The 25,022-nt window shown below is 59.2% G+C and carries 24 protein-coding genes; 20 read left to right on the top strand and 4 right to left on the bottom strand.

Features of this window, described 5'->3' with window-relative positions; genetic code table 11:
- The first annotated feature begins 161 nt into the window (after nt 1-161).
- From topA to RD1_RS09830, 4 genes are all read left to right on the top strand, one after another.
- A complete protein-coding gene (gene topA / locus RD1_RS09845; protein WP_011568344.1) occupies nt 162-2,798 on the top strand; it encodes a type I DNA topoisomerase in 2,637 nt (878 codons plus the stop codon).
- A gap of 155 nt (nt 2,799-2,953) precedes the next feature.
- Nucleotides 2,954-3,649 carry a CoA transferase subunit A gene (locus RD1_RS09840; RefSeq protein WP_011568343.1) on the top strand — a complete coding sequence of 232 codons (696 nt, stop codon included), beginning with the start codon at nt 2,954-2,956 and terminating at the stop codon, nt 3,647-3,649.
- 10 nt (nt 3,650-3,659) lie between these two features.
- Nucleotides 3,660-4,712: a PAS domain-containing protein gene (locus RD1_RS09835; protein WP_011568342.1), complete on the top strand. Its 1,053-nt coding sequence runs from the start codon at nt 3,660-3,662 to the stop codon at nt 4,710-4,712.
- A gap of 12 nt (nt 4,713-4,724) precedes the next feature.
- Nucleotides 4,725-5,351, top strand: a complete 627-nt coding sequence (locus tag RD1_RS09830) for a 3-oxoacid CoA-transferase subunit B (protein ID WP_011568341.1) — start codon at nt 4,725-4,727, stop codon at nt 5,349-5,351.
- Nucleotides 5,352-5,404: 53 nt separating this feature from the next.
- Here RD1_RS09830 and RD1_RS09825 read toward each other — a convergent pair whose 3' ends face one another.
- Nucleotides 5,405-6,232 (bottom strand): lytic transglycosylase domain-containing protein, encoded by an 828-nt coding sequence (locus tag RD1_RS09825; RefSeq protein WP_011568340.1) that lies wholly within the window; start codon nt 6,230-6,232, stop codon nt 5,405-5,407.
- Between the two features lie 349 nt (nt 6,233-6,581).
- Between RD1_RS09825 and RD1_RS09820 the strand changes: the two genes are divergently transcribed.
- From RD1_RS09820 to RD1_RS09745, 16 genes are all read left to right on the top strand, one after another.
- Nucleotides 6,582-6,878, top strand: coding sequence for a hypothetical protein (locus RD1_RS09820; RefSeq protein ID WP_011568339.1), 297 nt, complete (start codon nt 6,582-6,584; stop codon nt 6,876-6,878).
- 101 nt (nt 6,879-6,979) lie between these two features.
- The gene (locus RD1_RS09815; RefSeq protein ID WP_044033410.1) at nt 6,980-7,186 is read left to right on the top strand and encodes a hypothetical protein; all 207 of its coding nucleotides are present in this window, start codon (nt 6,980-6,982) and stop codon (nt 7,184-7,186) included.
- Between the two features lie 163 nt (nt 7,187-7,349).
- The gene (gene cpaB, locus RD1_RS09810; protein ID WP_011568336.1) at nt 7,350-8,198 is read left to right on the top strand and encodes a Flp pilus assembly protein CpaB; all 849 of its coding nucleotides are present in this window, start codon (nt 7,350-7,352) and stop codon (nt 8,196-8,198) included.
- 192 nt (nt 8,199-8,390) lie between these two features.
- The gene (locus tag RD1_RS09805; RefSeq protein ID WP_011568334.1) at nt 8,391-9,782 is read left to right on the top strand and encodes a type II and III secretion system protein family protein; all 1,392 of its coding nucleotides are present in this window, start codon (nt 8,391-8,393) and stop codon (nt 9,780-9,782) included.
- 4 nt (nt 9,783-9,786) lie between these two features.
- Nucleotides 9,787-10,170, top strand: coding sequence for a hypothetical protein (locus tag RD1_RS09800; RefSeq protein ID WP_011568333.1), 384 nt, complete (start codon nt 9,787-9,789; stop codon nt 10,168-10,170).
- A gap of 286 nt (nt 10,171-10,456) precedes the next feature.
- The gene (locus tag RD1_RS09795) at nt 10,457-11,692 is read left to right on the top strand and encodes an AAA family ATPase (protein ID WP_011568332.1); all 1,236 of its coding nucleotides are present in this window, start codon (nt 10,457-10,459) and stop codon (nt 11,690-11,692) included.
- 19 nt (nt 11,693-11,711) lie between these two features.
- Nucleotides 11,712-13,169 (top strand): CpaF family protein, encoded by a 1,458-nt coding sequence (locus RD1_RS09790; protein ID WP_011568331.1) that lies wholly within the window; start codon nt 11,712-11,714, stop codon nt 13,167-13,169.
- 30 nt (nt 13,170-13,199) lie between these two features.
- Complete coding sequence (locus RD1_RS09785; RefSeq protein ID WP_011568330.1) at nt 13,200-14,162, top strand: type II secretion system F family protein; 963 nt, start codon at nt 13,200-13,202, stop codon at nt 14,160-14,162.
- Nucleotides 14,163-14,173: 11 nt separating this feature from the next.
- A complete protein-coding gene (locus RD1_RS09780) occupies nt 14,174-15,157 on the top strand; it encodes a type II secretion system F family protein (protein ID WP_044033409.1) in 984 nt (327 codons plus the stop codon).
- The gene (locus RD1_RS09775; protein WP_011568328.1) at nt 15,154-15,747 is read left to right on the top strand and encodes a tetratricopeptide repeat protein; all 594 of its coding nucleotides are present in this window, start codon (nt 15,154-15,156) and stop codon (nt 15,745-15,747) included. Before RD1_RS09780 ends, RD1_RS09775 begins: the two co-directional genes overlap by 4 nt.
- Nucleotides 15,748-15,777: 30 nt before the next feature.
- Complete coding sequence (locus RD1_RS09770; RefSeq protein ID WP_011568327.1) at nt 15,778-16,635, top strand: tetratricopeptide repeat protein; 858 nt, start codon at nt 15,778-15,780, stop codon at nt 16,633-16,635.
- Nucleotides 16,636-16,641: 6 nt separating this feature from the next.
- Nucleotides 16,642-17,139, top strand: a complete 498-nt coding sequence (locus RD1_RS09765) for a prepilin peptidase (protein WP_044033063.1) — start codon at nt 16,642-16,644, stop codon at nt 17,137-17,139.
- Nucleotides 17,140-17,220: 81 nt separating this feature from the next.
- Complete coding sequence (locus tag RD1_RS09760) at nt 17,221-18,528, top strand: ATPase (protein WP_011568325.1); 1,308 nt, start codon at nt 17,221-17,223, stop codon at nt 18,526-18,528.
- 56 nt (nt 18,529-18,584) lie between these two features.
- Nucleotides 18,585-21,038, top strand: a complete 2,454-nt coding sequence (locus tag RD1_RS09755; protein ID WP_011568324.1) for a ligase-associated DNA damage response DEXH box helicase — start codon at nt 18,585-18,587, stop codon at nt 21,036-21,038.
- A 39-nt stretch (nt 21,039-21,077) separates the two neighbouring features.
- On the top strand, nt 21,078-21,740 hold the full coding sequence (gene pdeM, locus RD1_RS09750; protein ID WP_011568323.1) for a ligase-associated DNA damage response endonuclease PdeM: 663 nt from the start codon (nt 21,078-21,080) through the stop codon (nt 21,738-21,740).
- Nucleotides 21,741-21,749: 9 nt separating this feature from the next.
- A complete protein-coding gene (locus tag RD1_RS09745) occupies nt 21,750-22,187 on the top strand; it encodes a PaaI family thioesterase (protein ID WP_011568322.1) in 438 nt (145 codons plus the stop codon).
- On the opposite strand, the gene folD is transcribed toward RD1_RS09745, so the two are convergent.
- The 3 genes from folD to RD1_RS09730 form a co-directional block, all read right to left on the bottom strand.
- Entirely contained in the window at nt 22,184-23,086 is a 903-nt protein-coding gene (folD, locus tag RD1_RS09740; protein ID WP_011568321.1) for a bifunctional methylenetetrahydrofolate dehydrogenase/methenyltetrahydrofolate cyclohydrolase FolD, read from the bottom strand. The genes RD1_RS09745 and folD overlap by 4 nt on opposite strands.
- 14 nt (nt 23,087-23,100) lie before the next feature.
- Nucleotides 23,101-23,571, bottom strand: a complete 471-nt coding sequence (locus RD1_RS09735; protein ID WP_011568320.1) for a hypothetical protein — start codon at nt 23,569-23,571, stop codon at nt 23,101-23,103.
- 464 nt (nt 23,572-24,035) lie between these two features.
- Nucleotides 24,036-24,647: an MOSC domain-containing protein gene (locus RD1_RS09730; RefSeq protein WP_011568319.1), complete on the bottom strand. Its 612-nt coding sequence runs from the start codon at nt 24,645-24,647 to the stop codon at nt 24,036-24,038.
- Nucleotides 24,648-25,022: the final 375 nt, after the last annotated feature.

The raw sequence follows: 25,022 nt of genomic DNA, 5'->3' as shown, positions 1-25,022 counted from the left end.
TTCAACCCCGCCTCACGGGGGCCAAAGCTGTTGCCCGGCGGCCTCACTCCCGCAAGATAAAACCGCGCTGAAATCAGCTTACCATTGAAAATAATGACTTGCGCACCACCTGTCTCACGGCCATAGACACAAGATATTTTTGATCAGAGGTGCTTCAGTACATGCCGGTTGTTGTCGTCGAATCCCCTGCGAAAGCCAAGACAATCAATGCGTACCTGGGCGACGATTATACGGTGCTGGCCTCCTACGGCCACGTGCGCGATCTGCCCCCGAAAGACGGCTCGGTCAATCCCGATGCGGATTTCGAGATGCTTTGGGAAGTGGGCTATGACAGCCGCAAACACGTCAAGGCTATCGCGGATGCACTGAAGGAGGATAACGCCCTGATCCTCGCAACCGACCCCGACCGCGAGGGCGAAGCGATCAGTTGGCACCTTCAGGAAGCGCTGACAAAACGCAAATCCATCAAAAAGGATACCCCCGTCAGCCGCGTGGTCTTTAACGCGATCACAAAGGCGGCCGTGACAGAAGCGATGCAGAACCCGCGTCAGGTGGATATGCCGCTGGTTGAGGCATACCTTGCGCGGCGGGCGCTGGACTATCTGGTCGGGTTCAACCTCAGCCCCGTGTTGTGGCGCAAGCTGCCCGGCGCAAAGTCCGCAGGCCGCGTGCAATCGGTGACCCTGCGCCTGATCGTTGAGCGCGAGATGGAAATCGAAGCGTTCCGCGCGCGCGAATACTGGTCCGTCAAGGCACTGCTGGCCACGCCGCGGGGTCAGGAGTTCGAAGCCAAGCTGACCGTTCTGGCGGGCAAGAAACTGGACCGCTTCGACATCGAAAACCAGACGCAGGCCGAGTTGGCCGTGCAGGCCATCACCAGCCGCGATCTGAGCGTCAAATCGGTTGAGGCAAAACCGGCGAACCGAAACCCCTCGGCCCCCTTCATGACATCGACGCTGCAACAGGAAGCAAGCCGCAAGTTCGGCATGGGTGCGCGCCAGACAATGAGCACCGCGCAGCGGCTTTATGAGGCCGGCTACATTACCTACATGCGGACCGATGGCATCGACATGGCGCCCGAAGCGGTCACGGCCGCGCGCGATGCGATCAAAACGCTCTACGGGTCGAAATACGTGCCCGAAAAACCGCGTATCTACAAGAACAAGGCCAAGAACGCGCAGGAAGCGCATGAATGTGTCCGCCCCACGGACATGATGACCAAGGCCGAGGACCTCAAGACCACGGATGCGGATCAACGCAAACTCTATGATCTGATCTGGAAGCGTACCCTCGCCTGCCAGATGGAAGCCGCCCGGATGGAACGCACGACCGCCGAGATCGCGAGCGAAGACGGCCAGGTTGGCCTCAGGGCGACCGGTCAGGTCATGTTGTTCGACGGTTTCCTGCGCGTCTACGAAGAAGGCCGCGACGATGTGGCGGTGGTGGATGACGACGACAAACGCCTGCCACAGATTGATCAGGGCGACCGGCTGGACAAACGCACCGTCACCCCGGAGCAGCATTTCACCCAGCCACCGCCCAGATATACCGAAGCCACGCTGGTCAAACGCATGGAAGAATTGGGCATTGGTCGCCCCTCCACCTATGCTTCCGTGGTCACGACGATTCAGGACCGTGAATACGTTCGAAAGGACAAGAACCGCCTGATCCCGGAGGATAAGGGGCGTCTCGTTACCGCCTTCCTGAGCAATTATTTCCGCAAATACATCGGATACGACTTCACTGCCGACCTTGAGGATCAGCTCGACACGGTCAGCGCAGGAAATGCCGATTACAAGGAGGTTTTGGGGCGGTTCTGGCGCGATTTCTCCGCAGCGATTGCCGAAACGGCAGATCTGCGCATCACCGAGGTGCTGGAAAAAATCAACGAGGTGCTGGAACCGCATCTGTTTCCGCCGAATGAAGACGGAAGCGATCCGCGCCTGTGTCCAAACTGCGGCGCGGGGCGACTGAGCATGCGCACGGCCCGTTCCGGCGGTGCTTTCATCGGTTGCTCGAATTACCCCGAATGCCGATATACCCGCGCCTTTGGTCCGCCCGGCGAAGAGGATGACAGTGGCATCCCACCCGAAGGCAAGCTGCTGGGCGAGGACGGCGACGACAAGATTTATGCCTTCAAGGGACGTTTCGGCCCCTATGTGCAGCGCGGTGAAGTCACCGAGGACAACAAGAAACCACCGCGCCAGTCCATCCCGAAAGACTGGCCGCCGGAGGATGTCGATCTCCCGCAGGCGCTCAAACTGCTGTCACTGCCACGCGAAATCGGGCCCCACCCCGAGGATGGGATCATGGTCTGGGCCAATATCGGTCGCTATGGGCCCTACCTCAAACACGCGCCATCGACCTCTGACCGGGGGGGCACAAATGCCAATCTCGAGAGCATCGAGGAGGTCTTTACCGTCGGCATGAACCGCGCGGTGCAGCTTCTGGCGGAAAAAGTCGCATCCCGTGGCAGGCGCGGTGGCGCTGCGAAAACGCTGCGTGACCTTGGTGAACACCCCGAAGAGGGCGGCCCCGTCGCGATCATGGAGGGCAAATACGGACCCTACGTGAAATGGGACAAGATAAACGCCACCCTGCCCAAGGACAGCGACCCTGCCGAGCTGACCATGGAAGCCGCCATCGCGCTGATCGACGAAAAAGCCGCCTCGAAAGGCAAGAAGCGGCGCAAGGCGGCCCCCAAGAAGGCAGCCGCCAAAAAGACTGCGACAAAAAAGGCCGCGCCCAAAAAGACGGCTGCAAAGAAAAAGGCACCGGCAAAAAAAGCCAAGGAGTAACGGACGTTTGAACGGCGTGCGCCCCAGGCCGTGTTAATATCTTGTGCTACGCGCATGCGTGAAATAAAACGTGGGCAACACCGGCCTGCGCTGTGGCAATACACCACAAATTTGTCATCGGCTTCCGGTTCGCAGAGTAGAAGTAAGGAAGCACGATGAATAAAGTGTACGGATCGGCCTCTGAGGCGCTTGAGGGAGTTTTGCACGACGGCATGCTCATCGCGGCGGGGGGCTTTGGGTTATGTGGCATCCCCGAATTGCTGCTCTCTGCGATCCGCGATGCTGGCACCAAGGACCTGACCTTTGCCTCCAATAACGCCGGTGTTGATGATTTCGGCATCGGCATTTTGCTGCAGACACGGCAGGTCAAGAAAATGATCTCCTCCTATGTCGGCGAGAATGCGGAATTCATGCGCCAGTACCTGTCGGGCGAATTGGAGCTGGAATTCAACCCGCAAGGGACTTTGGCCGAACGGATGCGCGCGGGCGGCTGCGGCATACCCGGATTTTACACAAAAACCGGCGTCGGCACGGTGATTGCCGACGGCAAGGAGCACAAGGATTTCGATGGAGAGACCTACATCCTCGAACGCGGCATTGTTGCGGATCTGTCCATCGTAAAAGCGTGGAAGGCGGATGCGACCGGCAACCTGGTGTTCAGAAAAACCGCGCGCAACTTCAACCCGCCCGCCGCGATGTGCGGAAAAATCTGCGTGGTTGAGGTTGAAGAGATCGTGCCAACTGGCAGCCTTGATCCCGACAGCATCCACCTGCCCGGCATCTATGTGCATCGCCTGATACAGGGCGAACACGAAAAACGCATTGAACAGCGCACCACAAGGGCCGCGTAAGGCGCAGGGTATGGCAGATACGAATACGAAAACGCGCAGCGATGCGACGCATGCGGCGGGGACACCATCGGAGAAAGACTTCGGCGGGTTTTCCCGCTCTCAGGTGGCGATGGTGATGACCAACCCGAACCTCGACGACAATCCCATCGTCTATGCGAACGAAGCTTTCGTGCGGACCACCGGCTATTCCCATAGTGCGATCGTGGGGCGTAATTGCCGCTTCCTGCAAGGTGAAGATACGGATAAGGCGGCTGTGGATGTCCTGCGCCATGCAATCGAACTCGATCAGAATGTGACGGTCGATATTCTGAACTACAAAGCCAATGGTGCGCCTTTCATGAACCGGCTGATTGTATCGCCGATCATGGACGCACAGGGCAGGACCGAATACTTCATCGGCATTCAGAAAGAGTTGCGCAACGGAGAGCGGGATCCGAACGCGGAAAAAGTGCATGACCATCTGATGGAAGTGCAAAACCGGGTTCAATCCGATCTGTCCATGATCATTACGATGATCCGGAACCAGTCGGCAGCAACCTCGGTTCCGGATGATTTCGCGGCCCTGAAGCGGCGCGTCGAGACGCTGGAACTCCTTTATGAAGAGATGAAGCTGGCGGATCAGCACGCAAATCGCGACGCGGTTCAGATGGGCAGTTTCGTCTCCCGGCTGGCCAGTGCGATTGCCCATACGGAAGGCCGCCCCGGCATCCGCATGAATATGCAGATCGAACCGCTTGAGGTCTCCATCGAGGTGGCGACGCGTGTAGGTCTTGTGGTGTCGGAACTGCTGACCAATGCGTTTCAGCATGCGTTTGAACGCATGGACACGGGTCTTGTGGAAATCCGGATGTCGCAATTGAGCGCGGGCGGTCTGCGCCTAATTGTATCCGACGATGGGATCGGCATACCGCGCTCGATGGAATGGCCCTCCAGCGCCACCGTTGGCGGGCGGATCGTCTGCGGCCTGATTGAAGGTCTGGAAGGAACACTGCACCTCGGCCGTGGGGCTGCGGGCAGCTTTGTAACAATTGATGTGCCGGCAGGCGCGTCGGTCACCGAATAGGATAGGACTTTTATGCCTTGGGATCGAAACCAGATGGCGGCGCGTGCGGCGCAAGAACTTGAAGACGGCTGGTATGTCAACCTCGGGATCGGCATCCCGACGCTGGTCAGCAATTACATCCCCGACGGCATCGAAGTGACGCTGCAGTCGGAAAACGGCATGCTGGGCATGGGCCCTTTCCCCATCGAGGGTACCGAGGATGCGGACCTCATCAACGCGGGCAAACAGACCATCACGGAACTGCCGCAGACCGCCTATTTCGACAGCGCCCAGTCCTTCGGCATGATCCGGGGCGGCAAGATTGCGATGGCGATCCTCGGGGCAATGGAAGTGGCCGAAAACGGCGATCTGGCGAACTGGATGATTCCGGGCAAGCTGGTCAAGGGTATGGGCGGCGCGATGGACCTTGTAGCGGGCGTCGGGCGCGTTGTCGTGGTGATGGATCACACCTCGAAACACGGCGACAGCAAGCTGCTGCGCGAATGTACCTTGCCGTTGACGGGCAAAAATGTCGTGGATCGGATCATCACGAATCTCGGCGTGCTTGACGTGGTCGAGGGTGGTTTAAAAATCGTCGAGACGGCGGATGGCGTCAGCGAAGAAGACCTGCGCGCCGCGACCGAGGCGACAATCGTCTGATACCGCTTTGAGGCAGGCCGTCGCGTTGCACGATACGTGCTACCTCGGGCACCTCATCCGCCGCGCTCGTTCAGCCCGGCAAAAACACATCCGTCCGACACGAGTTCGGGCGGGGTGAGGCATAAGCCCCTTGCCACCTGAAACGCCGCAAGAACCTTGGGCACATAGTCGCGCGTTTCGGGAAACGGTGGCACGCCGTCATGTTTGGCCACAGCCCCCTCGCCCGCGTTATACCCGGCAAGCACCATGATCGGGTCGCCATCAAACCTCTCCATCAGCCAGTCGAGGTAGCGCACGCCGCCTTGGATGTTCTGCTGCGCTGACAATGGATCCTCGACCCCGAAGCGTTCTGCCGTGGCGGGCATCAGCTGCATCAGACCTGCGGCGCCTGCCTTGCTAACCGCTCCCGGATTGCCGGCAGATTCCACCGAAATCACCGCCAGCACGAGAGCGGGCGACACACGCGTCCCCACGGTCGCGCGCAGAATTGTGGCGCTGTTGTGACGCGCGATTTCCTGCAGATGCTGCAATCTCGGCTGTGCAATGCTGCCTTCACGGCCCATCACACTGATCGCTTCGTGCAATCGCCCCGGACCGGAATCGCGCAGTTGCGGGGAAATGCGCGACCAGAACCAACTGTAGGCCCCGATTTGCAAATCTTCCAGAAGGACCACGTCCCGCAGGGCTGGCGGCTGGGCAACACGGGCCAGCAAGCGCGCTTGTTCTTCGGGATCAATCTGCACGATCCGGGGTCTTTCACCGGCTTTGGGCACACCGATGCGCTTGGCACTGAAGTCAGGGAAAGCCGCAGGGGTGTCAGCCGCTGCAACACAGCCCATGAATAACGCCGCCAAAAATGGCAGTGGGAAACGAATGCGCATGATCTCTGCTCTCGGTATTCTTGGTCTTGTTTTGGGGGAAGTATTTCAGATCAGGCAGCCCCTGACCAGAAATCGAGGCTCAGATCACGGCGATTTTGCCCCGCTCAAAACAGCATCCGCCGGTACAAGATCGAGTCCGGATAGTTTTTCAAATTAGATTCAATACCTTGGAAATGAACACGACACTTCCTCAATAGATACGCAAAAGTCACAATCAGCGTCAAAATGATGCCTTATTCACGCAGCTATATGTCCGCATACCAAGTCGGGCCGATCAAGATACGCAAACGGTCACTGAAATCGACAAGGTGCGTACGTTTAATCAAGTGATCCTTTGGAGGGACAAGGCATGATGAAATCTTTCAATAAATTCCGCACGGACGAAGACGGTGCCGTCACGGTCGACTGGGTCGTGTTGACGGCTGCTGTCGTTGGTCTGGCTGTTGCGGCGTATAGCTCGATCCAGACGGGCGCGACAGAACTGACCGGCAAGACCAGCACGTTCCTTGGTGCGCAGGACCCGGCACTTGCCGCGGGCGGCAACATTCAGGGCGTCGTTGGCGGTGGTACAACAACACCGGCGACCACGACACCAGCCACAACGACACCAAGCGCGACAACACCCGCCACGACGACAACGGAGTAAAAGCCCCAACCGTCTATATCCATAGGGGGGCCGCAATCTGCACGCAGACTGCGGCCCCCTTCTTTTCAAAGGCTGCTATGCAGGGGGCACGGGGTGGTGTGATGCTGGCCAAGTTGAATAAATTCATGTCCAGGGAAAATGGCGCAGTATCAGCGGACTGGGTGGTCCTGACCGCTGCCGTTGCCGGTTTTTGCATCGCTTTCATTGTGGAACTGCGCAGCGACGCCACCAGCCTTAGTTTTCTGACACAAAGATACCTCGAAGCGCAGGACCCGCAGGCGGCCGCTGGCGGCATGATACAAGATTGACGGTGCGGCGTGAACCATCGCGGATCCGCACCGTATTATGGGGTATGCGCGCAACAAACCATTGAGATACCGCACGAAAACCGCGAAATGGCCATATTTCACCAGCACCCTCAATACCAAGGCGACGACGCGCGAAGGCGTATCGGCAAAACGAGGTGACAGGATGCGAGTGATATTCGGAATGGTTCTTCTGGCGGGCGTCGCCCTTGCCGGTGGCGCGGTATATATGGCCAAGGGCTATATTGGCCAGTATCAGGCGGAACTGGCGCGCGCGCAGCAGATGCACAGCGCCATTGTGCCCACGCAACAGGTATTCGTCGCCACAAGGCACCTGCGGTATGGCGACACCTTGAAACCCGAGGATGTGCGCGCGGTCAACTGGCCGGTCAACGCCATTCCTCAAGGGGTCTTCACCGATATCGCAGCGCTCTTCCCCGAAGGGACGGATGAACCACGCCTGATCATCCGCCCGATGGAGCCGAGTGAAGCGGTGCTCGCGGTCAAGATCACCGAACCCGGCGAAGATATCGGGCTGACCACGCGGCTCGAAAAGGGCATGCGTGCCTTTGCGATCCGGGTTGATGTGGCAAGCGGTGTGTCGGGCTTCTTGCGGCCCGGGGACAAGGTGGATGTCTATTGGACCGGCGGCGTGCAAACCGGCAATGGGCGCGAAGACGTCACCAAGCTGATCCAGACCGCCGTGCGCTTGATCGCGGTTGACCAGATCGACGACCAGATGAATGGCGCGCGCATTGCCCGCACCGTGACGGTCGCCGCAACGCCAGAACAGGTCGCAGCGCTGGCGCAGGCCCAATCCACCGGCAACCTGTCACTGTCCCTTGTCGGGGTGGGGGATGATGAGGAACTGGATGAGATCAAGGTCAATCAGGTCTCCCTGCTGGGATTGCAACAGGCCGCCCCCGTGATCGCCGCGCCCGCAGCGCGCGTATGCTCCATCCGCACCAGACGCGGCTCAGAAGTTGTGGCGATCCCGATCCCCTGTACAAACTGAACAAAACCATGAGTTTACACAGGCGCAATCGCATAGGTTGCGCCTATTCCCGTTTTGCGTGTTGCCGTTTATCCACATAAGGAGCACCGCAGAACCCGTTGATTCTTGCAAAAAAACCAAAACCTGCGCAGAGTGTCTCAAAGACGGGCGAAAAGACCCGAAACCGAGGCGTGATCAAAAAAGGCAGGTCACATGAAAACCAATGGAATATTGAAAGCAGCCCTTCTCGGGCTGGCGATCAGCGTGAGTCCTATTGCCTTTACGGCACCTTTGAGCGCGCAGGCCGAAGCCCTGCGGATCATTGCAAGAGAGACCAGCGAGACGCTGAATGTGTCGCAAAACCGGGCGGTTGTGGTTGAAAGCGAAATTCCTTTCGCAGAGCTCAGCATCGCAAACCCCGGTATTGCCGATATCTCGTCGCTGTCGGATCGCAGCATCTATGTGCTTGGCAAGGTGCCGGGCATCACGACGCTGACTCTTCTGGATGCGGCCGGGCAGCTGATCACCAATGTGGAGGTGCGGGTTGCCCCCGATCTGACCGAGTTCAAGGAACGCCTGCGCCAGATTCTGCCCGGTGAAGCGATCGAAGTGCGCACCGCCAATGACGGCATCGTTCTGTCGGGACAGGTATCGAGCAGCCAACGGCTGTCAAAAGCGCTTGAACTGGCAGCGCGCTATGCACCGGATCGGGTTTCAAACCTGATGACGGTAGGCGGTGTGCAGCAGGTGATGCTTAAGGTGCGTTTTGCCGAGATGAGCCGCGGTGTTTCCAAACAATTGCAAAGTTCCTTGCGGATCGGCGGCAGCGACGCTCAGGCAGGGATCGGGCGCGGCATCGGCGGCATTCCGAACCTCGCCGCAGATTCAGCGCAGGGCGCGGTGTTCTTTGACTTCGGCCTTGGATCGACGCAGGTACAACTGTTGTTGGAAGCGCTGGAAACCAAGGGGGCCGTGCGCACACTGGCCGAACCCAATCTTGTGTCGCTTTCCGGGCAAGAGGCGAATTTCCTTGCAGGTGGCGAATACCCCGTCCCGGTGCAAAGCGAAGATGGCATCAGCGTTGATTTCAAACCTTTCGGGATCGAATTGAACTTTGTCCCCCGCGTTGTGGACGGCGATCTGATCAACCTGCAACTCTCGGCGGCAACCTCGTCGATTGACCCCTCAAACGGGATCAGCGTCGGTGACGGTTTCACCGTGGATGCGTTTATCCGCCGCGAAGCGTCAACCACGGTCGAGATGCGCGATGGTGAAAGCTTTGCGATTGCCGGGCTGCTTGAGGACAATTTTAACGACAACATCACACAGGTGCCCTGGATCAGCGATGTGCCGATCCTTGGCGCCCTGTTCCGCAGCACGGATTACATGCGCAACCAGACCGAACTGGTGATAATCATAACCGCGCATCTGGTGACCCCGACCCGTGGCGAAGCCCTTGCCTTGCCCACGGACCGGATCAGGCCACCAAGCGAAAAGGATCTGTTCCTGAACGGGCGCACGATCGAAACCCTGAATGCGCGCGGTTCTGCGGGCGAAGTGGCCAAGCAAGACTTCAGCGGGTCTTATGGCTACGTGATGGATTGATCAGATGGTTGTTTCTCTCACCACACCCGCACGTGCTTTTCTCATTCTGACCGGGCTGGCTGCGCTCACCGCCTGCGCCCCGGACACAGGGGTCGGTCAATTTTACCGCGAGGCTGGCGCACAGGTTGACACAGGTGAATTCGGTAACGCGACGCTGCACAATCAACTGTCGCAAACCTGTCGTACAAACAATGCAGGCGTGGGCAAGGCCGGTGCTCAGGGGCGCGACCCGCTCGTGGTGCTTGACCCGGAAAGCACGCTGCAGCGCCGGGTATACCGTGTGCACTGCGATGGCACGCTGGATGGAAAGTTCGCGCAAGTGATCTACCGCGAATACGTCGGCAGCAGCGTGCAGACTTCAAATGTGCAGCAGGCCGACGCACAATAACGCCCCCAATCCGCCGCAGAAACACAAGGCAGAGCAGCCATGCTCTGCCTTTTTTGTTGGCCCGGGCCGCTCCAACAATTCGACATGACATGCGCCATTGTGTCGGCAAACCCAACAATTGGGCGGATTCAGCCCTAATAATGCCCAAGTTCACTGCGATGTTCTGCGAGGGGACACGCAGGTTCGGCACAATCAGCCGAGCGCTGGCGTCAAAGAGGTAACGCAGGGCGCTGATGATGCGCCATCCTTGTTTGATCCGCTGCGGAACACGAAGGAAGACGAGGCAATGACCAGCACACCGCCAAATTCGCAGATCGCACCGATCGTCGCTTGTACGGTCAGCCGCGATGTCCAGAACTTTGATCTGCTGATCGAAGACATGGAACTCGCCCTTGGTGAAAACTGGGGCGACCTTGGCTTTGGCGAAGCGCTGGCGTTCTTTGCCCAACCCGAGGCGCAGGCGCTGGGGTTCATCGCTCTTGCGATTGACGAAACCGATGAGGAAAACCTCACCCATATCGGCGACATCATCGCAGAGGCGAAAATACGTGGAATCAAGGTGATCCTGATTGCCGAAGACGTGACACCCGCCGCGCTGCATACGCTGCTGAGGAAAGGCGCGGATGAATTTGTGCCCTACCCCCTGCCCGAAAACGAACTGGCCGAGGCAATTGAACGTGTGCGCGCCGCCGATCAAACAGTGCAGGCGAGCGCCAATACCCCCGCGTTGCATGCTGGTGCACAAAAGGAAGGGGCCGTGATCGTCGTACATGGGCTGGCGGGCGGAACCGGGGCCACGACCCTTGCGGTGAACCTCGCCTGGGAACTTGCAAACCACGACAAGACAGACGCACCACGCGTCTGCCTGATCGATTTCGACCTGCAATACGGCGCAGTTGCCACCTATCTGGATCTGCCGCGTCGCGAAGCGGTCTATGACATGCTGGCCGACACGGAAAATATGGATGACGAGATTTTCGGCCAGTGTTTGATGACCTTTCAGGACCGGCTCGAGGTCTTGACCGCCCCGGCGGATATGCTGCCGCTTGATCTGATGTCCGCGCAGGATGTGAGCCGGATTCTGGATATGGCGCGCCGGCATTTTGACTATGTGGTCGTTGATATGCCCTCCACGCTTGTGACGTGGTCCGAAACGGTGCTGAGTGCAGCGCATGTCTATTTTGCGACCCTGGACATGGACATGCGCTCGGCTCAAAACGCGCTGCGCTTCAAACGCGCGCTGCAATCCGAAGACCTGCCCGTCGAAAAACTGCGCTATGTGATGAACAAAGCGCCCAAATTCACCGATCTGTCCGGTAAAAGCCGGATCAAGCGGATGGCGGAAAGTCTGGACATTTCAATTGATCTGCAAATGCCGGATGGGGGCAAACCCATCACGCAAGGCGCGGATCACGGCATACCGCTCGCCCAATCAGCCGCCAAAAACCCATTACGTCATGAGATCGCCAAGCTCGCAGCCTCCATCCTCGCGCTTGGTACGCGCGACGTCAAAGCCGCCTGATTTTCAAAGGAAACCCTGCATGTTCTCGAAGTACAAGAAGGCAAAGGGCGCGACACCCGTCGCGTCAGGCGCTCTGGCCCAGCAAGCTGGATCCGGCGATCCTGCCAATGCGCCGGTGCAAAATGTCATGCGCAAGGCGGCGCAACCCGCCCCGGCACAGGCCGCGGCCATGGACAAGGAACGCAAACGCAAGGAGCGGATGGGCGAGATCAAGCTGGACCTGCATCACGTGCTGCTCGACAACCTCAATCTTGCGGCACTTGAACATGCGACCGAACAGGATTTGCGTCAGGAAATCAGCGCCATCACCAGCGAGCATCTGCAAGCCCAGAGCATCGTTCTCAACCGCGAAGACCGCCAGACGCTGACATCCGAACTCTATGATGAGGTCACAGGGCTCGGTCCGCTTGAGACGCTTTTGAAAGACGACTCGGTCAACGATATTTTGGTCAACGGGCCGCAGCAGATATTCGTGGAACGGGATGGCAAACTGCAACTCACGGATGTGATGTTCAAGGATGAACGCCATCTGCTACGCATTATCGACAAGATCGTCTCGGCCGTCGGGCGGCGCGTCGATGAAAGCAACCCCTACGTCGATGCCCGCCTCAAGGACGGGTCGCGGTTTAACGCCATGGTGCCCCCCGTGGCCGTGGACGGCAGCCTCGTGTCGATCCGGAAATTCAAGAAAGACAAGCTGGGCATTGATGATCTGGTGCATTTCGGCGCCTTTACCGAAGAGATGGCCGCCTATCTGCAGGCGGCTGTGGCGACGCGCCTCAACATCATTGTTTCGGGCGGGACAGGCTCGGGCAAGACCACAACCCTGAACGCCCTGTCGTCCTTCATCGACAACTCGGAGCGTATCCTGACCATCGAGGACACGGCGGAACTGCAATTGCAGCAGACACACGTGGGCCGCATGGAAAGCCGACCGCCCAACGTGGAGGGCAAGGGCGAAGTTTCCCCCCGTGACTGCCTCAAGAACGCGCTGCGGATGCGGCCTGATCGCATCATCGTGGGCGAGACGCGTGGCGAGGAAGTGATTGACATGCTGCAGGCGATGAACACGGGTCACGATGGATCAATGACGACAATCCACGCGAATTCGGCGCGCGACGGGGTGTCTCGTCTGGAAAACATGATCGCCATGGCGGGGATTGAAATGCCGCTCAAGGCGGTGCGCAGTCAGATCGCCTCGGCGGTGAACCTGATTGTTCAGGCCTCGCGCCTGCAGGATGGCTCACGCCGCATGACCTCGATCACCGAGGTCACGGGGATGGAGGGTGAAGTCATCTCGATGCAGGAGATTTTCCGCTACCAGCGCGTGGGTCTCACACCGGAAAACAAGATCATCGGCCACTACACGGCCACGGGTGTGCGCAGCGCCTATGCCGAACGCTTCCGTATGTGGGGCTACGATTTGCCGGCTTCCATCTATGAACCCACCGCAGCCCCGCAAGGGTTTTCAACGTGACCTGCCGTTGCGTCACTTGAGGATTTGACCATGAGCCCAGAACCCATCATCTATGGCCTGATCTTTATCGGCGTGCTTGTTCTGGTCGAGGGTCTTTACCTCGTGACCTTCGGCAAATCCATCAGCCTGAACAGCCGGGTGAACCGCAGACTTGAGATGCTGGACAAGGGCACGGGCCGCGATGAAGTACTGGAAAAGCTGCGCAAGGAAATGCAGCAGCACATGAAGTCGAAGTCGATCCCGCTCTATTCGCTGCTCGGTGAAAAGGCGCAAAAGGCCGCGATTGCCTTCACGCCAAGCCAGCTGGTCATGATCATGGGCATGCTCGCGGTCGTTGCCTTTCTGGGCCTGAGCGTGGGCACGGCTTCATCCCTGCCTGTGCGGATTATGATGTCCATCGGCATCGGTGTCGGTGCTGTCTATTTCTGGGTTTCCAGCAAGGCCAACAAGCGCCTCGCCATGATCGAAGAACAACTGCCCGATGCGGTGGAACTGATGGTCCGCTCCCTGCGGGTTGGGCATCCGTTCTCCTCGGCGGTGCAGATCGTCTCCAAGGAAGTGCAGGACCCGCTGGCATCCGAAATGGGTGTCATCGCGGATGAAAGCGCGTATGGGCGTGATGTCGGTGACGCCCTCAAGGAAATGGCGGAGCGTCTGGACATGCAGGATTTGCGCTTTCTGGCGGTTGCGGTGAACATCCAACAGACCTCCGGCGGCAATCTTGCGGAAATCCTCGCTGGCCTCGCCAAGGTGATCCGGGCGCGCTTTCGCCTCTTTCGCCGGGTCAAAGCCATCACCGCCGAGGCAAAGTGGTCAGGCAAGTTCCTCTCTGCCTTTCCGGTCGTGGCGCTGATCGTGATCAATGTCGGCGATCCGAATTACTATGACGCGGTGCGCGATCATGCGTATTTCATCCCCGCATGTTTCCTTGTGGGCATCTTCCTCGCGTTGAACCTTTTTGTCATGCGCGTCCTGACCGACATCAAAGTATAGGAAGTGAGATGATGGATTTCTTTCACAATATCAACGCGTTGATTATTGAATACCTTGGCCCCCTCGGCCCGGTGATCCTGCTGGGCACGCTGGGTCTGATCATGATCGGCGTGACCGTTGCCCTGATGCTGGCCCAGCCCGAAGACCCGATAGAAAAGCTCAAAAGGCAAATCCAGACCCCTGAGACCAACGCCCCCGAACAACGCCTGCGTCAGGGCGAACGCAATGAACAGCTGCAAAGGTTTGCGTCCTTTCTCGAACCACAGGACGTCGCGGAACTGAGCGCGCGGCAATTGATGCTGCGTCAGGCCGGGTATCAAAGCCAGGACGCTGTCCGCTTTTTCCACTTTGCACAATTTGCCTTGGGGATTGCGGGGTTGGTTCTCGCCTTTGTCTACCTCAACCTGCTGGGCCACGGTGAGGGGTTCACCACGCAGAAAATGATGATCTATACGATCATTCCCGGCGCGGTGGGGTATTATCTGCCGGTCTATTGGGTGCGACGCCGGGTCGACGCCCGCAAGGATGAAATCACACGCGGTTTCCCCGACAGCCTTGATATGATGCTGGTCTGTGTCGAGGCGGGCCAGTCGCTGGATCAGTGCATCGTGCGTGTCTCCAAGGAGTTGCACGCCTCCTACCCCGCGCTGGCACAGGAATTTGATGTGGTGGCCTATGAGATGAAGGCGGGGAAGGACAAAACGACTGTCCTGAATGATTTTGGCGAACGCTGCGGTGTGCAGGATGTGTCGTCCTTTGTGACCGTGCTGAACCAGTCGCAGCAATTTGGCACATCCATCGCCGAGGCCCTGCGGGTCTATGCAGAAGAGATGCGCGATAAACGTGTGATGCGCGCCGAAGAGGCCGCAAACAAGTTGCCAACCAAGATGACCCTTGCCACTATGATGCTGACGGTCCCGCCCCTGCTGATCATTCTGGTTGGCCCATCGGTGCACGGGATCACACAACTGGGGAATCTGGGCGCCGGACAATGAAAACAGCAAAACGGCGGGCTTTTGCCTTTGCCACCTTTGCGATTGCTGGATTGGCCGCGTGTGAAAACACAAGCAGCCCGTCGCTGCCCAAAGATCAGGTCATGGCACCGGGTGTCGATCTGCGCGCTGCGGCCAAACAGGACAGTTCAGAAGCAGTCGAAGCCGGGCACCGGATGATTGCCGCCGGGGAATACGAACTTGCCCTGCGCGCCTTTAATCGCGCAGCACTGAGCCGCGGCGCGTTGGATGCGGAAATTCTGTCCGGTCTGGGCACCGCCAATCTGGGCCTCGGCCGTCTCGGGCAGGCCGAAGAACTGCTGCGGCGCGCCGTGCGTGACGATGCGGCACAGCCGGTGGATTACAACAATCTGGGCGTTTTGCTGATGGAACAGGGCAACACCGCCGAGGCGCTGCAGTATTTTCGCCGCGCCTTCGCCCTCAGCAATGGCGAAAACATCGCAATCCGGGATAATCTGCGCTTGGCACTCGCAAAAACAGAAAATTCTGCTACGCTGGAGGCAGAAAAAAGCAGTGAATACAAATTGGTGCGACGCGGAAACAGCGATTTTGTGATCCGCCCGACGCCATAAACGAGGCCAGAGCAGAAAAAGGACGCAAAAATGCGCCACCCTTACGTTTTTCCCGCCTGCGTTGCGGGCGCGTTGCTTGTTGCAGGTTGTGCCCCAAAGCAGACAGATGAAGAAACCGTCGAGCGCGCCTTTCAGGACGTGAACGTGGTTGATGAAACCAACCTGTCCGAAGTCATGCTGACGGTGACGGACCCGAATGAAGCGATTTCATATTACCAGCGGACATTGAAAAGCGATCCGGACAGGCTGGATTTGCGGCGCGGGCTTGCCACGTCTTTCGTGCGCGCCAAACGCTTTACCGAAGCAGCCAGCGCATGGGAGAAAGTCACAGAACTCAAAGACTCAACGCATGAAGACAGCGTGAATTACGCCGATGCGCTGATCCGCAGTGGCGATTGGGACACCGCCGAAAAGGTGCTGGATACCGTGCCCCCGACCTATGAGACCTTCAAACGCTACCGCCTCGAAGCAATGATGGCAGACGCCAACAAAGAGTGGAGAAAAGCCGACAGTTTTTACGAAACAGCGATCGGGCTGACCACAACGCCAGCCGGTGCCTTCAACAACTGGGGTTATTCCAAACTGACCCGTGGTGATTTTTCCGGCGCGGAGAAGCTGTTTGGCCAAGCGATCCGTCAGGACCCCACATTGTTCACAGCCAAAAACAACCTTGTTCTGGCCCGAAGCGCACAGCGTAAATACACCCTGCCCGTGGTGCCGATGACACAATCCGAACGCGCGCAACTGCTGCACACGATGGCGCTTTCGGCGGTCAGACAGGGGGACATTCAAACCAGCAAGAGCCTGCTGCGCGACGCGATTGACACGCACCCCCAACACTTTGACGCCGCCGTGCGTGCGCTGGAAGCCCTCGAAAGAAGCGGCTGAAGCGGCATGGCATTTTCATCAACGGCCGCACTGTGGTTCCTGCCCTTTGTGCTGCCGCTGTGCCTTTATGTCGCCTATACCGATCTGGCCCGGATGAAAATCACCAACAAGGCGGTTGTCACACTGGGGGCCATTTACGTGATCCTTGGCCCTTTCGTCCTGCCCTCCATTGAGGTCTATCTTTGGGGCTTTGCGCAGTTCGCCATCGCCTTGGGCGTTGGATTTGTGCTGAGTGCCATCGGGGCGATGGGGGCGGGGGATGCGAAATTCATCGCCTTCGCCGCGCCCTATATCGCACCGGGCGACCTGCCCCGCGTTGTGTTGCTTTTCACCTGCATCCTTTTGGCGGCCCTGATCACGCATCGCGGTGCGCGCGCGAGCCGACTGCGCAACCTCGCGCCCGACTGGGTCAGCTGGTCACAAGACAAACGCTTTCCCCTCGGGCTCGCACTTGGCCCCACCCTCGCCCTTTATCTGTGCCTCTGCGCGCTCAATGGTGCCTGAATTACGCCATTTTCCTTTTGTATCCCACGGGTCATGGGCGCGAAACGCCCCACGGAGAATGACGAAAGCAAGGTCCGCCAGATGAATATGCACACCACCGACGTGATGTCGCCGCCCGCCCCAATGCGACTGGCGGATATGAAACTTTCGACCGTGATGATGCGCGATATCATCCTCAAGACCATGTTTCGCAAGAATGTCGATGTGGTCAGCGAACTCAGCGCGGCGGTCTGCCTGCCCGTCCCGGTGACGCAGGAACTGGTTGATCTTGCCCGCAGCCAGCAACTGCTCGAAGCGACCGGAACGCTGAATGCCAACAACGGCAACGAGATGGGCTATCAGCTGACAGAACAGGGCAAGGCGCGCGCGCTGGATGCGCTGGCGCAATCTGAATACTTCGGCCCGATGCCCGTGCCGCTGGATGTCTACCGCGAACAGGTCAAACGGCAGTCGATCCGAAACATCATGGTCACAAAAGGTCAGTTGACCGATGCGATGGGGCATCTTGTGCTGCCGAATGATCTCTTGGGCCAACTTGGTCCTGCGGTATCCGCCGGCCGCTCGATCCTGATGTATGGCCCGCCCGGAAACGGCAAATCCTCGATTTCAAACGGCATTCGCGACGCGCTGGGGGATCAGGTCTATGTGCCGCGCGCCATCGAATACGCAGGACAGGTCATCACCGTTTATGATCCCATCGTGCATGTGGCCGTGGCGGACGAGGCCGAAGACCCCACCTGCCTGCGCCGCCGCACGCGGTATGACAAACGCTATGTAAAATGCGAACGCCCGACGGTGATCACGGGTGGCGAACTGTCGCTCAATATGCTGGATCTGGTCTACAACCCCACCGCGCGCACCTATCAGGCCCCGCTGCAATTGAAATCGACGGGCGGTATTTTCATCGTGGACGACCTTGGCCGACAGGCAGAACCGCCCCAAGCGCTTGTGAACCGCTGGATTGTGCCGCTGGAAGAAGGCAAGGACATCCTCGCGCTGCAATCAGGCGAAAAGTTCGAAGTGCCCTTCGATACGCTGGTGATCTTTTCCACGAACTTTCACCCCAACGAGATTTTCGATCAGGCGGCCCTGCGGCGGATCTTTTTCAAGATCAAGATCGACGGCCCGGATCAGGAGAGCTTCCTCAAGATCTTTGCCATGATGGCCAAGAAACGCGGCATGCCGCTGGATGAGGCGACCCTTGAGCATTTGCTCAAGGTGAAATACCCGGAAATCGACAATGTGTACGCCAACTACCAGCCGATATTCCTGATCGACCAGATGATCGCGATTTGCGAATTCGAAGGCATCCCCTATCAGATGCGGCCCGACCTGTTGGATCGTGCATGGGCGAATATGTTCGTCAAAAGCGAAAAAATCGTCAAATAGGGTCAGAAACGCAGCGTGGTATTGGCCGTTGCGCTGCCTGGCACTACAGTCTGGCCATGACCGGCGTGCCGCAGAAATTCACCGATTGGTTCGCCTCGAAGGGCTGGCAAATCCATCCGCACCAGCTTGACATGCTGGCGCGCGCGCATGATCCGGCGTTACTGCTCATTGCGCCGACGGGCGGCGGCAAGACATTGGCGGGTTTCCTGCCAACGCTGATTGATCTGGCCACTGCGCCACGGGATGGATTGCACACGCTTTACATCTCTCCTCTCAAAGCCCTGGCGGCAGACATAAAGCGCAACCTGACAACCCCTGTGACTGAGATGGACCTGCCCATCCGGGTTGAGGACCGAACAGGCGACACATCAGCCGCGCGCAAGAAACGCCAGCGCGCTGACCCGCCGCATATTCTGCTGACAACACCCGAAAGCCTTGCGTTGCTGACCAGTTACGAGGACGCACCGCGCATGTTTAAAGGGCTGCGGCGCGTTGTTGTGGATGAAATCCACGCGCTGGCAGAATCCAAACGCGGCGATCAGTTGATGCTCGCACTTGCGCGGTTGCAGCGGCTTTGCCCGGACCTGCGCCGGGTCGGGTTGTCCGCGACTGTGGATGATCCGCAGGCCATCGCGCGCCTGCTGGCAAAACACCCCGACCCGTGCGAGATTTTGCAGGCCGACCCCGGCCCGGCCCCAGATATCTCGATGCTGACCACGCCCAAGGCGCCGCCTTGGGCGGGGGGCAATGCGGCCTATGCCATTCCGGCAGTGCTTGAGCAGATCAAGGCGCATCAAACAACGCTGATCTTTCACAATACCCGCGCGCAGGCCGAGATTTTCTTTCATAACCTGTGGCTTGCCAATGAGGAGGGCTTGCCGATCGGCATCCATCACGGATCGCTGGACCGCCAACAGCGCGAAAAGGTCGAAGCGGCGATGGTGCGCGGCGATCTGCGCGCGATTGTCTGCACCGGCAGCCTCGATCTGGGGATCGACTGGGGCGATGTGGACCTGGTCATACAGATCGGCGCGCCCAAGAACGTCAAACGTCTGGTGCAGCGGATCGGACGCGCCAATCACCGTTACAACGCCCCCTCCAAGGCGCTGCTCGTGCCTGCGAACCGGTTTGAAGTTGTCGAATGCCATGCCGCTCTGGATGCGGTTTACGCCGGGCAGCTTGATGGTGAGCCGCGCGGGCGCGGGCCGCGTGATGTCTTGTGCCAACATATCCTCATCACCGCCTGCGCCGGACCATTTGACGCGGATGCGCTTTATGGTGAAGTGATCACCGTCGGGGCCTACGCTGACCTTACGCGCGCGGAATTCGATGAATGTCTGACCTTCTGTGCGACGGGCGGATACGCGCTGCGCGCCTATGATCAATGGCAACGTCTGATGCAGAATGCCGATGGGTTGTGGCACCTGCGCGACCCGCGCGCCGCACAGAAAATCCGCATGAACATCGGCACGATACAGGACACGGACACGCTGAAAGTACGCTTGCAACGCAGCCGTGGCGGCAAACCTCTGGGCGAGATCGAGGAAGGCTTTGCCGCAACACTGACACCCGGCGATACCTTTCTGATCGGCGGGCAGATCGTGCGCTATGAGGGATTGCGCGAAATGACCGTCGAGGTCAGCCGCAACGCTGCCAAGAAGCCCAAGGTTGCCACGTTCCTCGGAACGAAATTCGCAACCTCCACGCAGCTCAGTGCCCGCGTTGTCGAAATATTTCAGGACACCGCCTGGCCCTATCTGCCCGCACATACCGCCGATTGGCTGGCGCTACAGCGCGAACGCAGCCAATTGCCCGCGCCGGGCCGTTTGCTGATCGAAAGCTTTGCCCACGACGGACGCGCGCAGACCGTCGTCTATGGCTTTGCGGGGCGAAACGGGCAACAGACCCTTGGCCTTTTGCTGACCAAACGCATGGAGGAGATGGGGCTCGACCCGCTGGGATTTGTCGCGACAGATTACGCGACGCTGATCTGGGGGCTGCAACCTGTGACGGACCCCGCACCGCTGTTTGATCTCGAAGCGCTTGAAACCGGGCTGGAAACCTGGCTGGCAGGCAACGCCGTCATGAAACGGACCTTTCGCGCCAGCGCGACAATCGCCGGTCTGATCCAACGCAACACGCCATCGGCGCGCAAGACAGGCCGGCAGGCGACCTTCAGTTCGGATATTCTTTACGACACATTGCAAAAATATGACCCCGAACATCTGTTGCTGGACGTCACCCGCGAGGAGGCGCTGCGCGGTCTGGTCGATTTTGGCCGGATCAGGGAGATGGCAGAGCGTGTCGCGGGCCGGATCGACCATGTGACCCTGCCCCGCGTCAGCCCGCTCGCCGCACCGATGCTGTTGGAAATGGGCCGCGTTCCCGTCAAGGGCGCTGCCGAGGAGCGGCTGCTCGCCGAAGAGGCCGAGCGTCTGATGAATGCGGCAGGTCTGGCACAGATCACACCGCCGCCGAGCGACAAGCCGAAATGGCGCGTGGGCTGGTAACCCCTTGTCAAGACCGCCGGAGTGCGCGATGAACAAACCATGAACTCCTACGAATTCTCCTTTTGTGGCGTGACGCTCTGGGCGATGCCTTCGGGCGCGCTTTTCTGGCCGGACGCCGAACTGCTCTGCGTTTCCGATCTGCATCTGGGAAAATCCGAGCGGGTGGCGCGGCGCAGCGGGCAAACCCTGCCGCCCTACGAGACCCGCGACACGCTGGCGCGGCTGGCAGAAGATCTGGGGCGCACCGATGCCCGCGTGGTTGTCTGTCTCGGGGACAGTTTTGACGATGTCACCGCCGCAGAGAACCTTGCGCAGGAGGATCGCCACTGGCTGATGCGGCTGCAAGCAGGGCGGCGCTGGATCTGGATCGAGGGCAATCATGATCCGGGGCCGGTTGAACTGGGTGGACAACACCTGCGTGAACTGCAGCAAGGCGGGCTGACCTTTCGCCATATCGCAGACCCCGGTCAAGAGGCTGAGGTATCGGGACATTATCACCCCAAGGTACAGCTTGCGACGCGCGGGCGGATGATCTCGCGCCGGGCCTTTCTGATGGATGAAAAGCGCCTCGTGATGCCTGCCTACGGGACCTATACGGGCGGGCTTCACACACAGCACCAAGCCCTTAACCAACTGATGGGCCCGCAAGCTCTTGCAATTCTGACTGGTCCGGTGCCCACTTGCGTGCCGATGCCACGATAGGACAGACCGATGGATCAAGCCGAATTGAACCGCATTCAACGCAGTTTTGAAGCGCAAAGCATGATGCACACCCTCGGCGCGGAGCTGGCCAGCATCGCCCCGGCAGCGATCACCATCAAAGCGCCGATCTTGCCGGGCAGTCGGCAACAACAGGGGTTTGCCCATGCCGGGCTGACCTTTGCCATCGGGGACAGCGCGGCAGGATACGCGGCGCTGACCACCCTGCCCCTTGACCGCGAGGTTGTGACGGCCGAGATGAAAATCAACCTGCTTGCCCCTGCGCTTGGTGACCATCTGATCGCAAAGGGCCGCATCATCAAGACGGGCCGCCAGTTGATCGTCGTCGCCGCGGATGTCTATGCGATGAACGGTGCACAGGAACGCCACGTCGCCGCCTTGCAGGGCACGATGGTGCCCGTTCCCGCAACCTCAAAGCATCCGGCTTAAGCCGTCAGCCCTTCGGGTTCCTCAAGACCGTTTGCACGACAACAGGCAGTGACCGTATTGGCCAGCAGGCAGGCGATGGTCATCGGCCCTACACCGCCGGGCACAGGCGTGATGGCCCCGGCAACTGCCGCACAGCTGTCAAAATCCACATCGCCCACGAGGCGCGTTTTGCCTTCGCCCTTTTCCGGCGCATCCAGACGGTTGATGCCCACATCTATCACCGTCGCGCCGGGTTTGATCCAATCCCCCGGCACCATTTCGGGCCGCCCCACCGCCGCCACGACAATGTCGGCGCGGCGCACGACATCCGCAAGGTCCTTGGTGCGGCTATGGGCAATGGTCACGGTGCAACTATCACCCAGCAAAAGCTGCGCCATCGGTTTGCCGACAATATTCGAACGTCCCACGACGACCGCATCCATCCCCAAGAGGGAACCATGATAATCCCGCAGCATCATCAGACAGCCCAGCGGCGTGCAGGGCACCATGCTTTTCTGTCCCGTGCCCAACAGCCCCACGTTCGAGATGTGAAAGCCATCGACGTCCTTTTCCGGCGCAATCGAATTGATCACGAGATCCTCGTCCAGGTGCCCCGGCAAGGGCAGTTGCACCAGAATGCCGTGGATGTCAGGATCCTTGTTCAATTGATCCACAACCGCCAGCAAATCCGTTTCCGAGGTGTCGGCATCCAGCTTATGCTCAACCGATTTCATCCCCACCTCGGTGGTCTGTTTGCCCTTGGAACGCACGTAGACCTGACTTGCCGGGTCTTGCCCAACAAGCACAACCGCCAGGCCCGGTGTGATCCCGTGGTCGGCCTTGAGCCGCGTTACATGCTCTGCGACCTGCGCGCGCACGCGCGCGGCAAAGGCTTTGCCATCAATGAGCGTAGCTGACATATCTGACCCTTCCGTCATCTGATGAAATCGACCCGGTGGGCCCAGTTTTGACCGTCACTGATGATCAACTCATCAAAGGCCAGCAACTGTAAAAGATCGTAAAATGTGACGACATACTGCAGGTCTTCCTGACGGAAATACCCCCCTTGCCGGACACTGACCGTCAGTTGCGCAAGGATGGCACGCGCACGGTAAATGGTTGAAAACACGTCATCATCAAGGGCCACAAGGATCAGCGTATCCGCCCCCTCGCCCTTTGTGAAAAAGACAAAGCGCGGGCTTTCCGGCGCTTCCAGTTGCGCTTTGGTCAATACGTTCACAAAGTCGATCCGCACACTTTTGCTCGTACCTTCCGAACTGCGCACAACCCGATCAAATGTCTCTGAGGTCGTCACCCGGGGATAGTAATACCCGGCATACCGGTCCTCAGCCACCGCGCCGCCCGCAAGCAACAGGGCCGCAACAAAAGCGATCCATCTGATCATCGTGGTTCCTTTCCGCTCCTCAGGCGTTCAGACTGCCCAACAACTGTACTGCGAGCAAGGTAAAACGCGCACCGTCCTGTCTTTATGGCTCTGTGATCCCACGCGACGCTGACCCCTGACCTCCAGTTTGAACGCGGTAGCAAGCGGTGCGTGCGGGGCATGGAACACCTTTGACAGTTACGCATCGGGAGAACCCGTGCGCTGTCACCCCCTGCAATGCGCCTCTTCCCGCCAAAGATCGGGCCCTTGCGCATGCAGGCAGCGGCCGCGCTGACTGTCCTGTTCCAGCATCGCAAAGAAGGGCAAAAACGTGGATTCATCTTCGCCCGCGGGCATGGGAGCGATGGGGAGAGCAACGACCAGATCGCCATTTGACGACCCTGCGCCAAGTTGACCAACCACTGCGCCGGCACAACATTTTCCTGTCCTGGTGGAAACAACGCCTGACAGGCGCCCCCCACGCGCTAGAATGCGGGGTTTTGACCGCGCGCCTCTCCCAACATCTGCCAAACTGGCTGATCCGGTATATGCAGGCGCAGGGTGTCTCCCACTGATACCGACCCTTCACGTTCGACCCAAGCCGTCACACCGCGCCGGTTTTTTGCGGCAGGTTTGAATTTTGGACCTAAGCCGGGACGGTCCTTTTCAATCTCTCGTCCGGGATAAATACAGGGTCGGTTTTCCATATCCACCACGATGCTGGCACCGCTTTGGACCTGCAGGCGCGACGAGGGTGGAATATGGCTGAAATCGGGAATGCCCGCGATGACCATAGATGCCCCGAGCCACGCCGGGTCAATGTCGGGCATGCCCATGTCACGCGCGATCGCGTCCAACTCCTCTTGCGATAAAATACTGAGCTGGCGCACGTTCCGAATTTCGGTGCCCTGCGGATACTGCGCCTCGGTGCGCACGCAGGCAGGCCGGGTCAGGCCACCATGGCATTCGCCTTCAATGCCGGAAAACGTCAACATCGCGGACTGCAAGGTTTCGGATCGCAGCGTTTCCTGCGTATTGATCACGCGCCCCAGCCATTTCACATGGCCGCGAAACTCTGTGGGCATCAGTGCTGGCATTGTCCGCCTCCGCTTTTGGATTTGACGGCAGGATGCAGAAACGGCGCACAAAAGAAAAGGCCCCTCAGCAAGCCTGTCAGGCTGGAACGGCCAGATCACGCACTGGCAAAGGGCGGCATAGGCCGTCGCCCCCAACCTGTGCGATTGTCTGCCGGGCATAAAACCATCCGCGAACACTATCCTGCACCGCCGACGCCGGGACGCAGGAAACACTCACACGCCACATCGAAACGGATGCCAACGGGTCAACCGACCGCGCAAATATCGCTACACGCGCAGACAGGAAACCACCGCATCGCCCCCCGGCACGCCAACTCTCCGTCCTTTGCATAACGCAGCAGACGGATTGCAAAGGCGCTCAAGCACATCGCGCCT

The sequence above is a fragment of the Roseobacter denitrificans OCh 114 genome, assembly GCF_000014045.1.
Lineage (GTDB): Bacteria > Pseudomonadota > Alphaproteobacteria > Rhodobacterales > Rhodobacteraceae > Roseobacter > Roseobacter denitrificans.
Note: the sequence above shows the minus strand (reverse complement) of the source record. Positions and strands in the feature narration are given on the sequence as shown.

Excerpts from the sequence above, each read along its gene's own strand:
- pdeM (WP_011568323.1), top strand. The coding sequence starts at position 21,078 with ATGAACTCCTACGAATTCTCCTTTTGTGGCGTGACGCTCTGGGCGATG.
- RD1_RS09825 (WP_011568340.1), bottom strand. The coding sequence starts at position 6,232 with ATGCGCATTCGTTTCCCACTGCCATTTTTGGCGGCGTTATTCATGGGC.
- RD1_RS09745 (WP_011568322.1), top strand. The coding sequence starts at position 21,750 with ATGGATCAAGCCGAATTGAACCGCATTCAACGCAGTTTTGAAGCGCAA.
- topA (WP_011568344.1), top strand. The coding sequence starts at position 162 with ATGCCGGTTGTTGTCGTCGAATCCCCTGCGAAAGCCAAGACAATCAAT.
- RD1_RS09780 (WP_044033409.1), top strand. The coding sequence starts at position 14,174 with ATGGATTTCTTTCACAATATCAACGCGTTGATTATTGAATACCTTGGC.
- RD1_RS09730 (WP_011568319.1), bottom strand. The coding sequence starts at position 24,647 with ATGCCAGCACTGATGCCCACAGAGTTTCGCGGCCATGTGAAATGGCTG.
- RD1_RS09830 (WP_011568341.1), top strand. The coding sequence starts at position 4,725 with ATGCCTTGGGATCGAAACCAGATGGCGGCGCGTGCGGCGCAAGAACTT.
- RD1_RS09755 (WP_011568324.1), top strand. The coding sequence starts at position 18,585 with ATGACCGGCGTGCCGCAGAAATTCACCGATTGGTTCGCCTCGAAGGGC.
- RD1_RS09820 (WP_011568339.1), top strand. The coding sequence starts at position 6,582 with ATGATGAAATCTTTCAATAAATTCCGCACGGACGAAGACGGTGCCGTC.
- RD1_RS09785 (WP_011568330.1), top strand. The coding sequence starts at position 13,200 with ATGAGCCCAGAACCCATCATCTATGGCCTGATCTTTATCGGCGTGCTT.
- RD1_RS09800 (WP_011568333.1), top strand. The coding sequence starts at position 9,787 with ATGGTTGTTTCTCTCACCACACCCGCACGTGCTTTTCTCATTCTGACC.
- RD1_RS09770 (WP_011568327.1), top strand. The coding sequence starts at position 15,778 with ATGCGCCACCCTTACGTTTTTCCCGCCTGCGTTGCGGGCGCGTTGCTT.
- RD1_RS09835 (WP_011568342.1), top strand. The coding sequence starts at position 3,660 with ATGGCAGATACGAATACGAAAACGCGCAGCGATGCGACGCATGCGGCG.
- RD1_RS09840 (WP_011568343.1), top strand. The coding sequence starts at position 2,954 with ATGAATAAAGTGTACGGATCGGCCTCTGAGGCGCTTGAGGGAGTTTTG.
- RD1_RS09815 (WP_044033410.1), top strand. The coding sequence starts at position 6,980 with ATGCTGGCCAAGTTGAATAAATTCATGTCCAGGGAAAATGGCGCAGTA.
- folD (WP_011568321.1), bottom strand. The coding sequence starts at position 23,086 with ATGTCAGCTACGCTCATTGATGGCAAAGCCTTTGCCGCGCGCGTGCGC.
- RD1_RS09760 (WP_011568325.1), top strand. The coding sequence starts at position 17,221 with ATGAATATGCACACCACCGACGTGATGTCGCCGCCCGCCCCAATGCGA.
- cpaB (WP_011568336.1), top strand. The coding sequence starts at position 7,350 with ATGCGAGTGATATTCGGAATGGTTCTTCTGGCGGGCGTCGCCCTTGCC.
- RD1_RS09790 (WP_011568331.1), top strand. The coding sequence starts at position 11,712 with ATGTTCTCGAAGTACAAGAAGGCAAAGGGCGCGACACCCGTCGCGTCA.
- RD1_RS09765 (WP_044033063.1), top strand. The coding sequence starts at position 16,642 with ATGGCATTTTCATCAACGGCCGCACTGTGGTTCCTGCCCTTTGTGCTG.
- RD1_RS09775 (WP_011568328.1), top strand. The coding sequence starts at position 15,154 with ATGAAAACAGCAAAACGGCGGGCTTTTGCCTTTGCCACCTTTGCGATT.
- RD1_RS09795 (WP_011568332.1), top strand. The coding sequence starts at position 10,457 with ATGACCAGCACACCGCCAAATTCGCAGATCGCACCGATCGTCGCTTGT.
- RD1_RS09805 (WP_011568334.1), top strand. The coding sequence starts at position 8,391 with ATGAAAACCAATGGAATATTGAAAGCAGCCCTTCTCGGGCTGGCGATC.
- RD1_RS09735 (WP_011568320.1), bottom strand. The coding sequence starts at position 23,571 with ATGATCAGATGGATCGCTTTTGTTGCGGCCCTGTTGCTTGCGGGCGGC.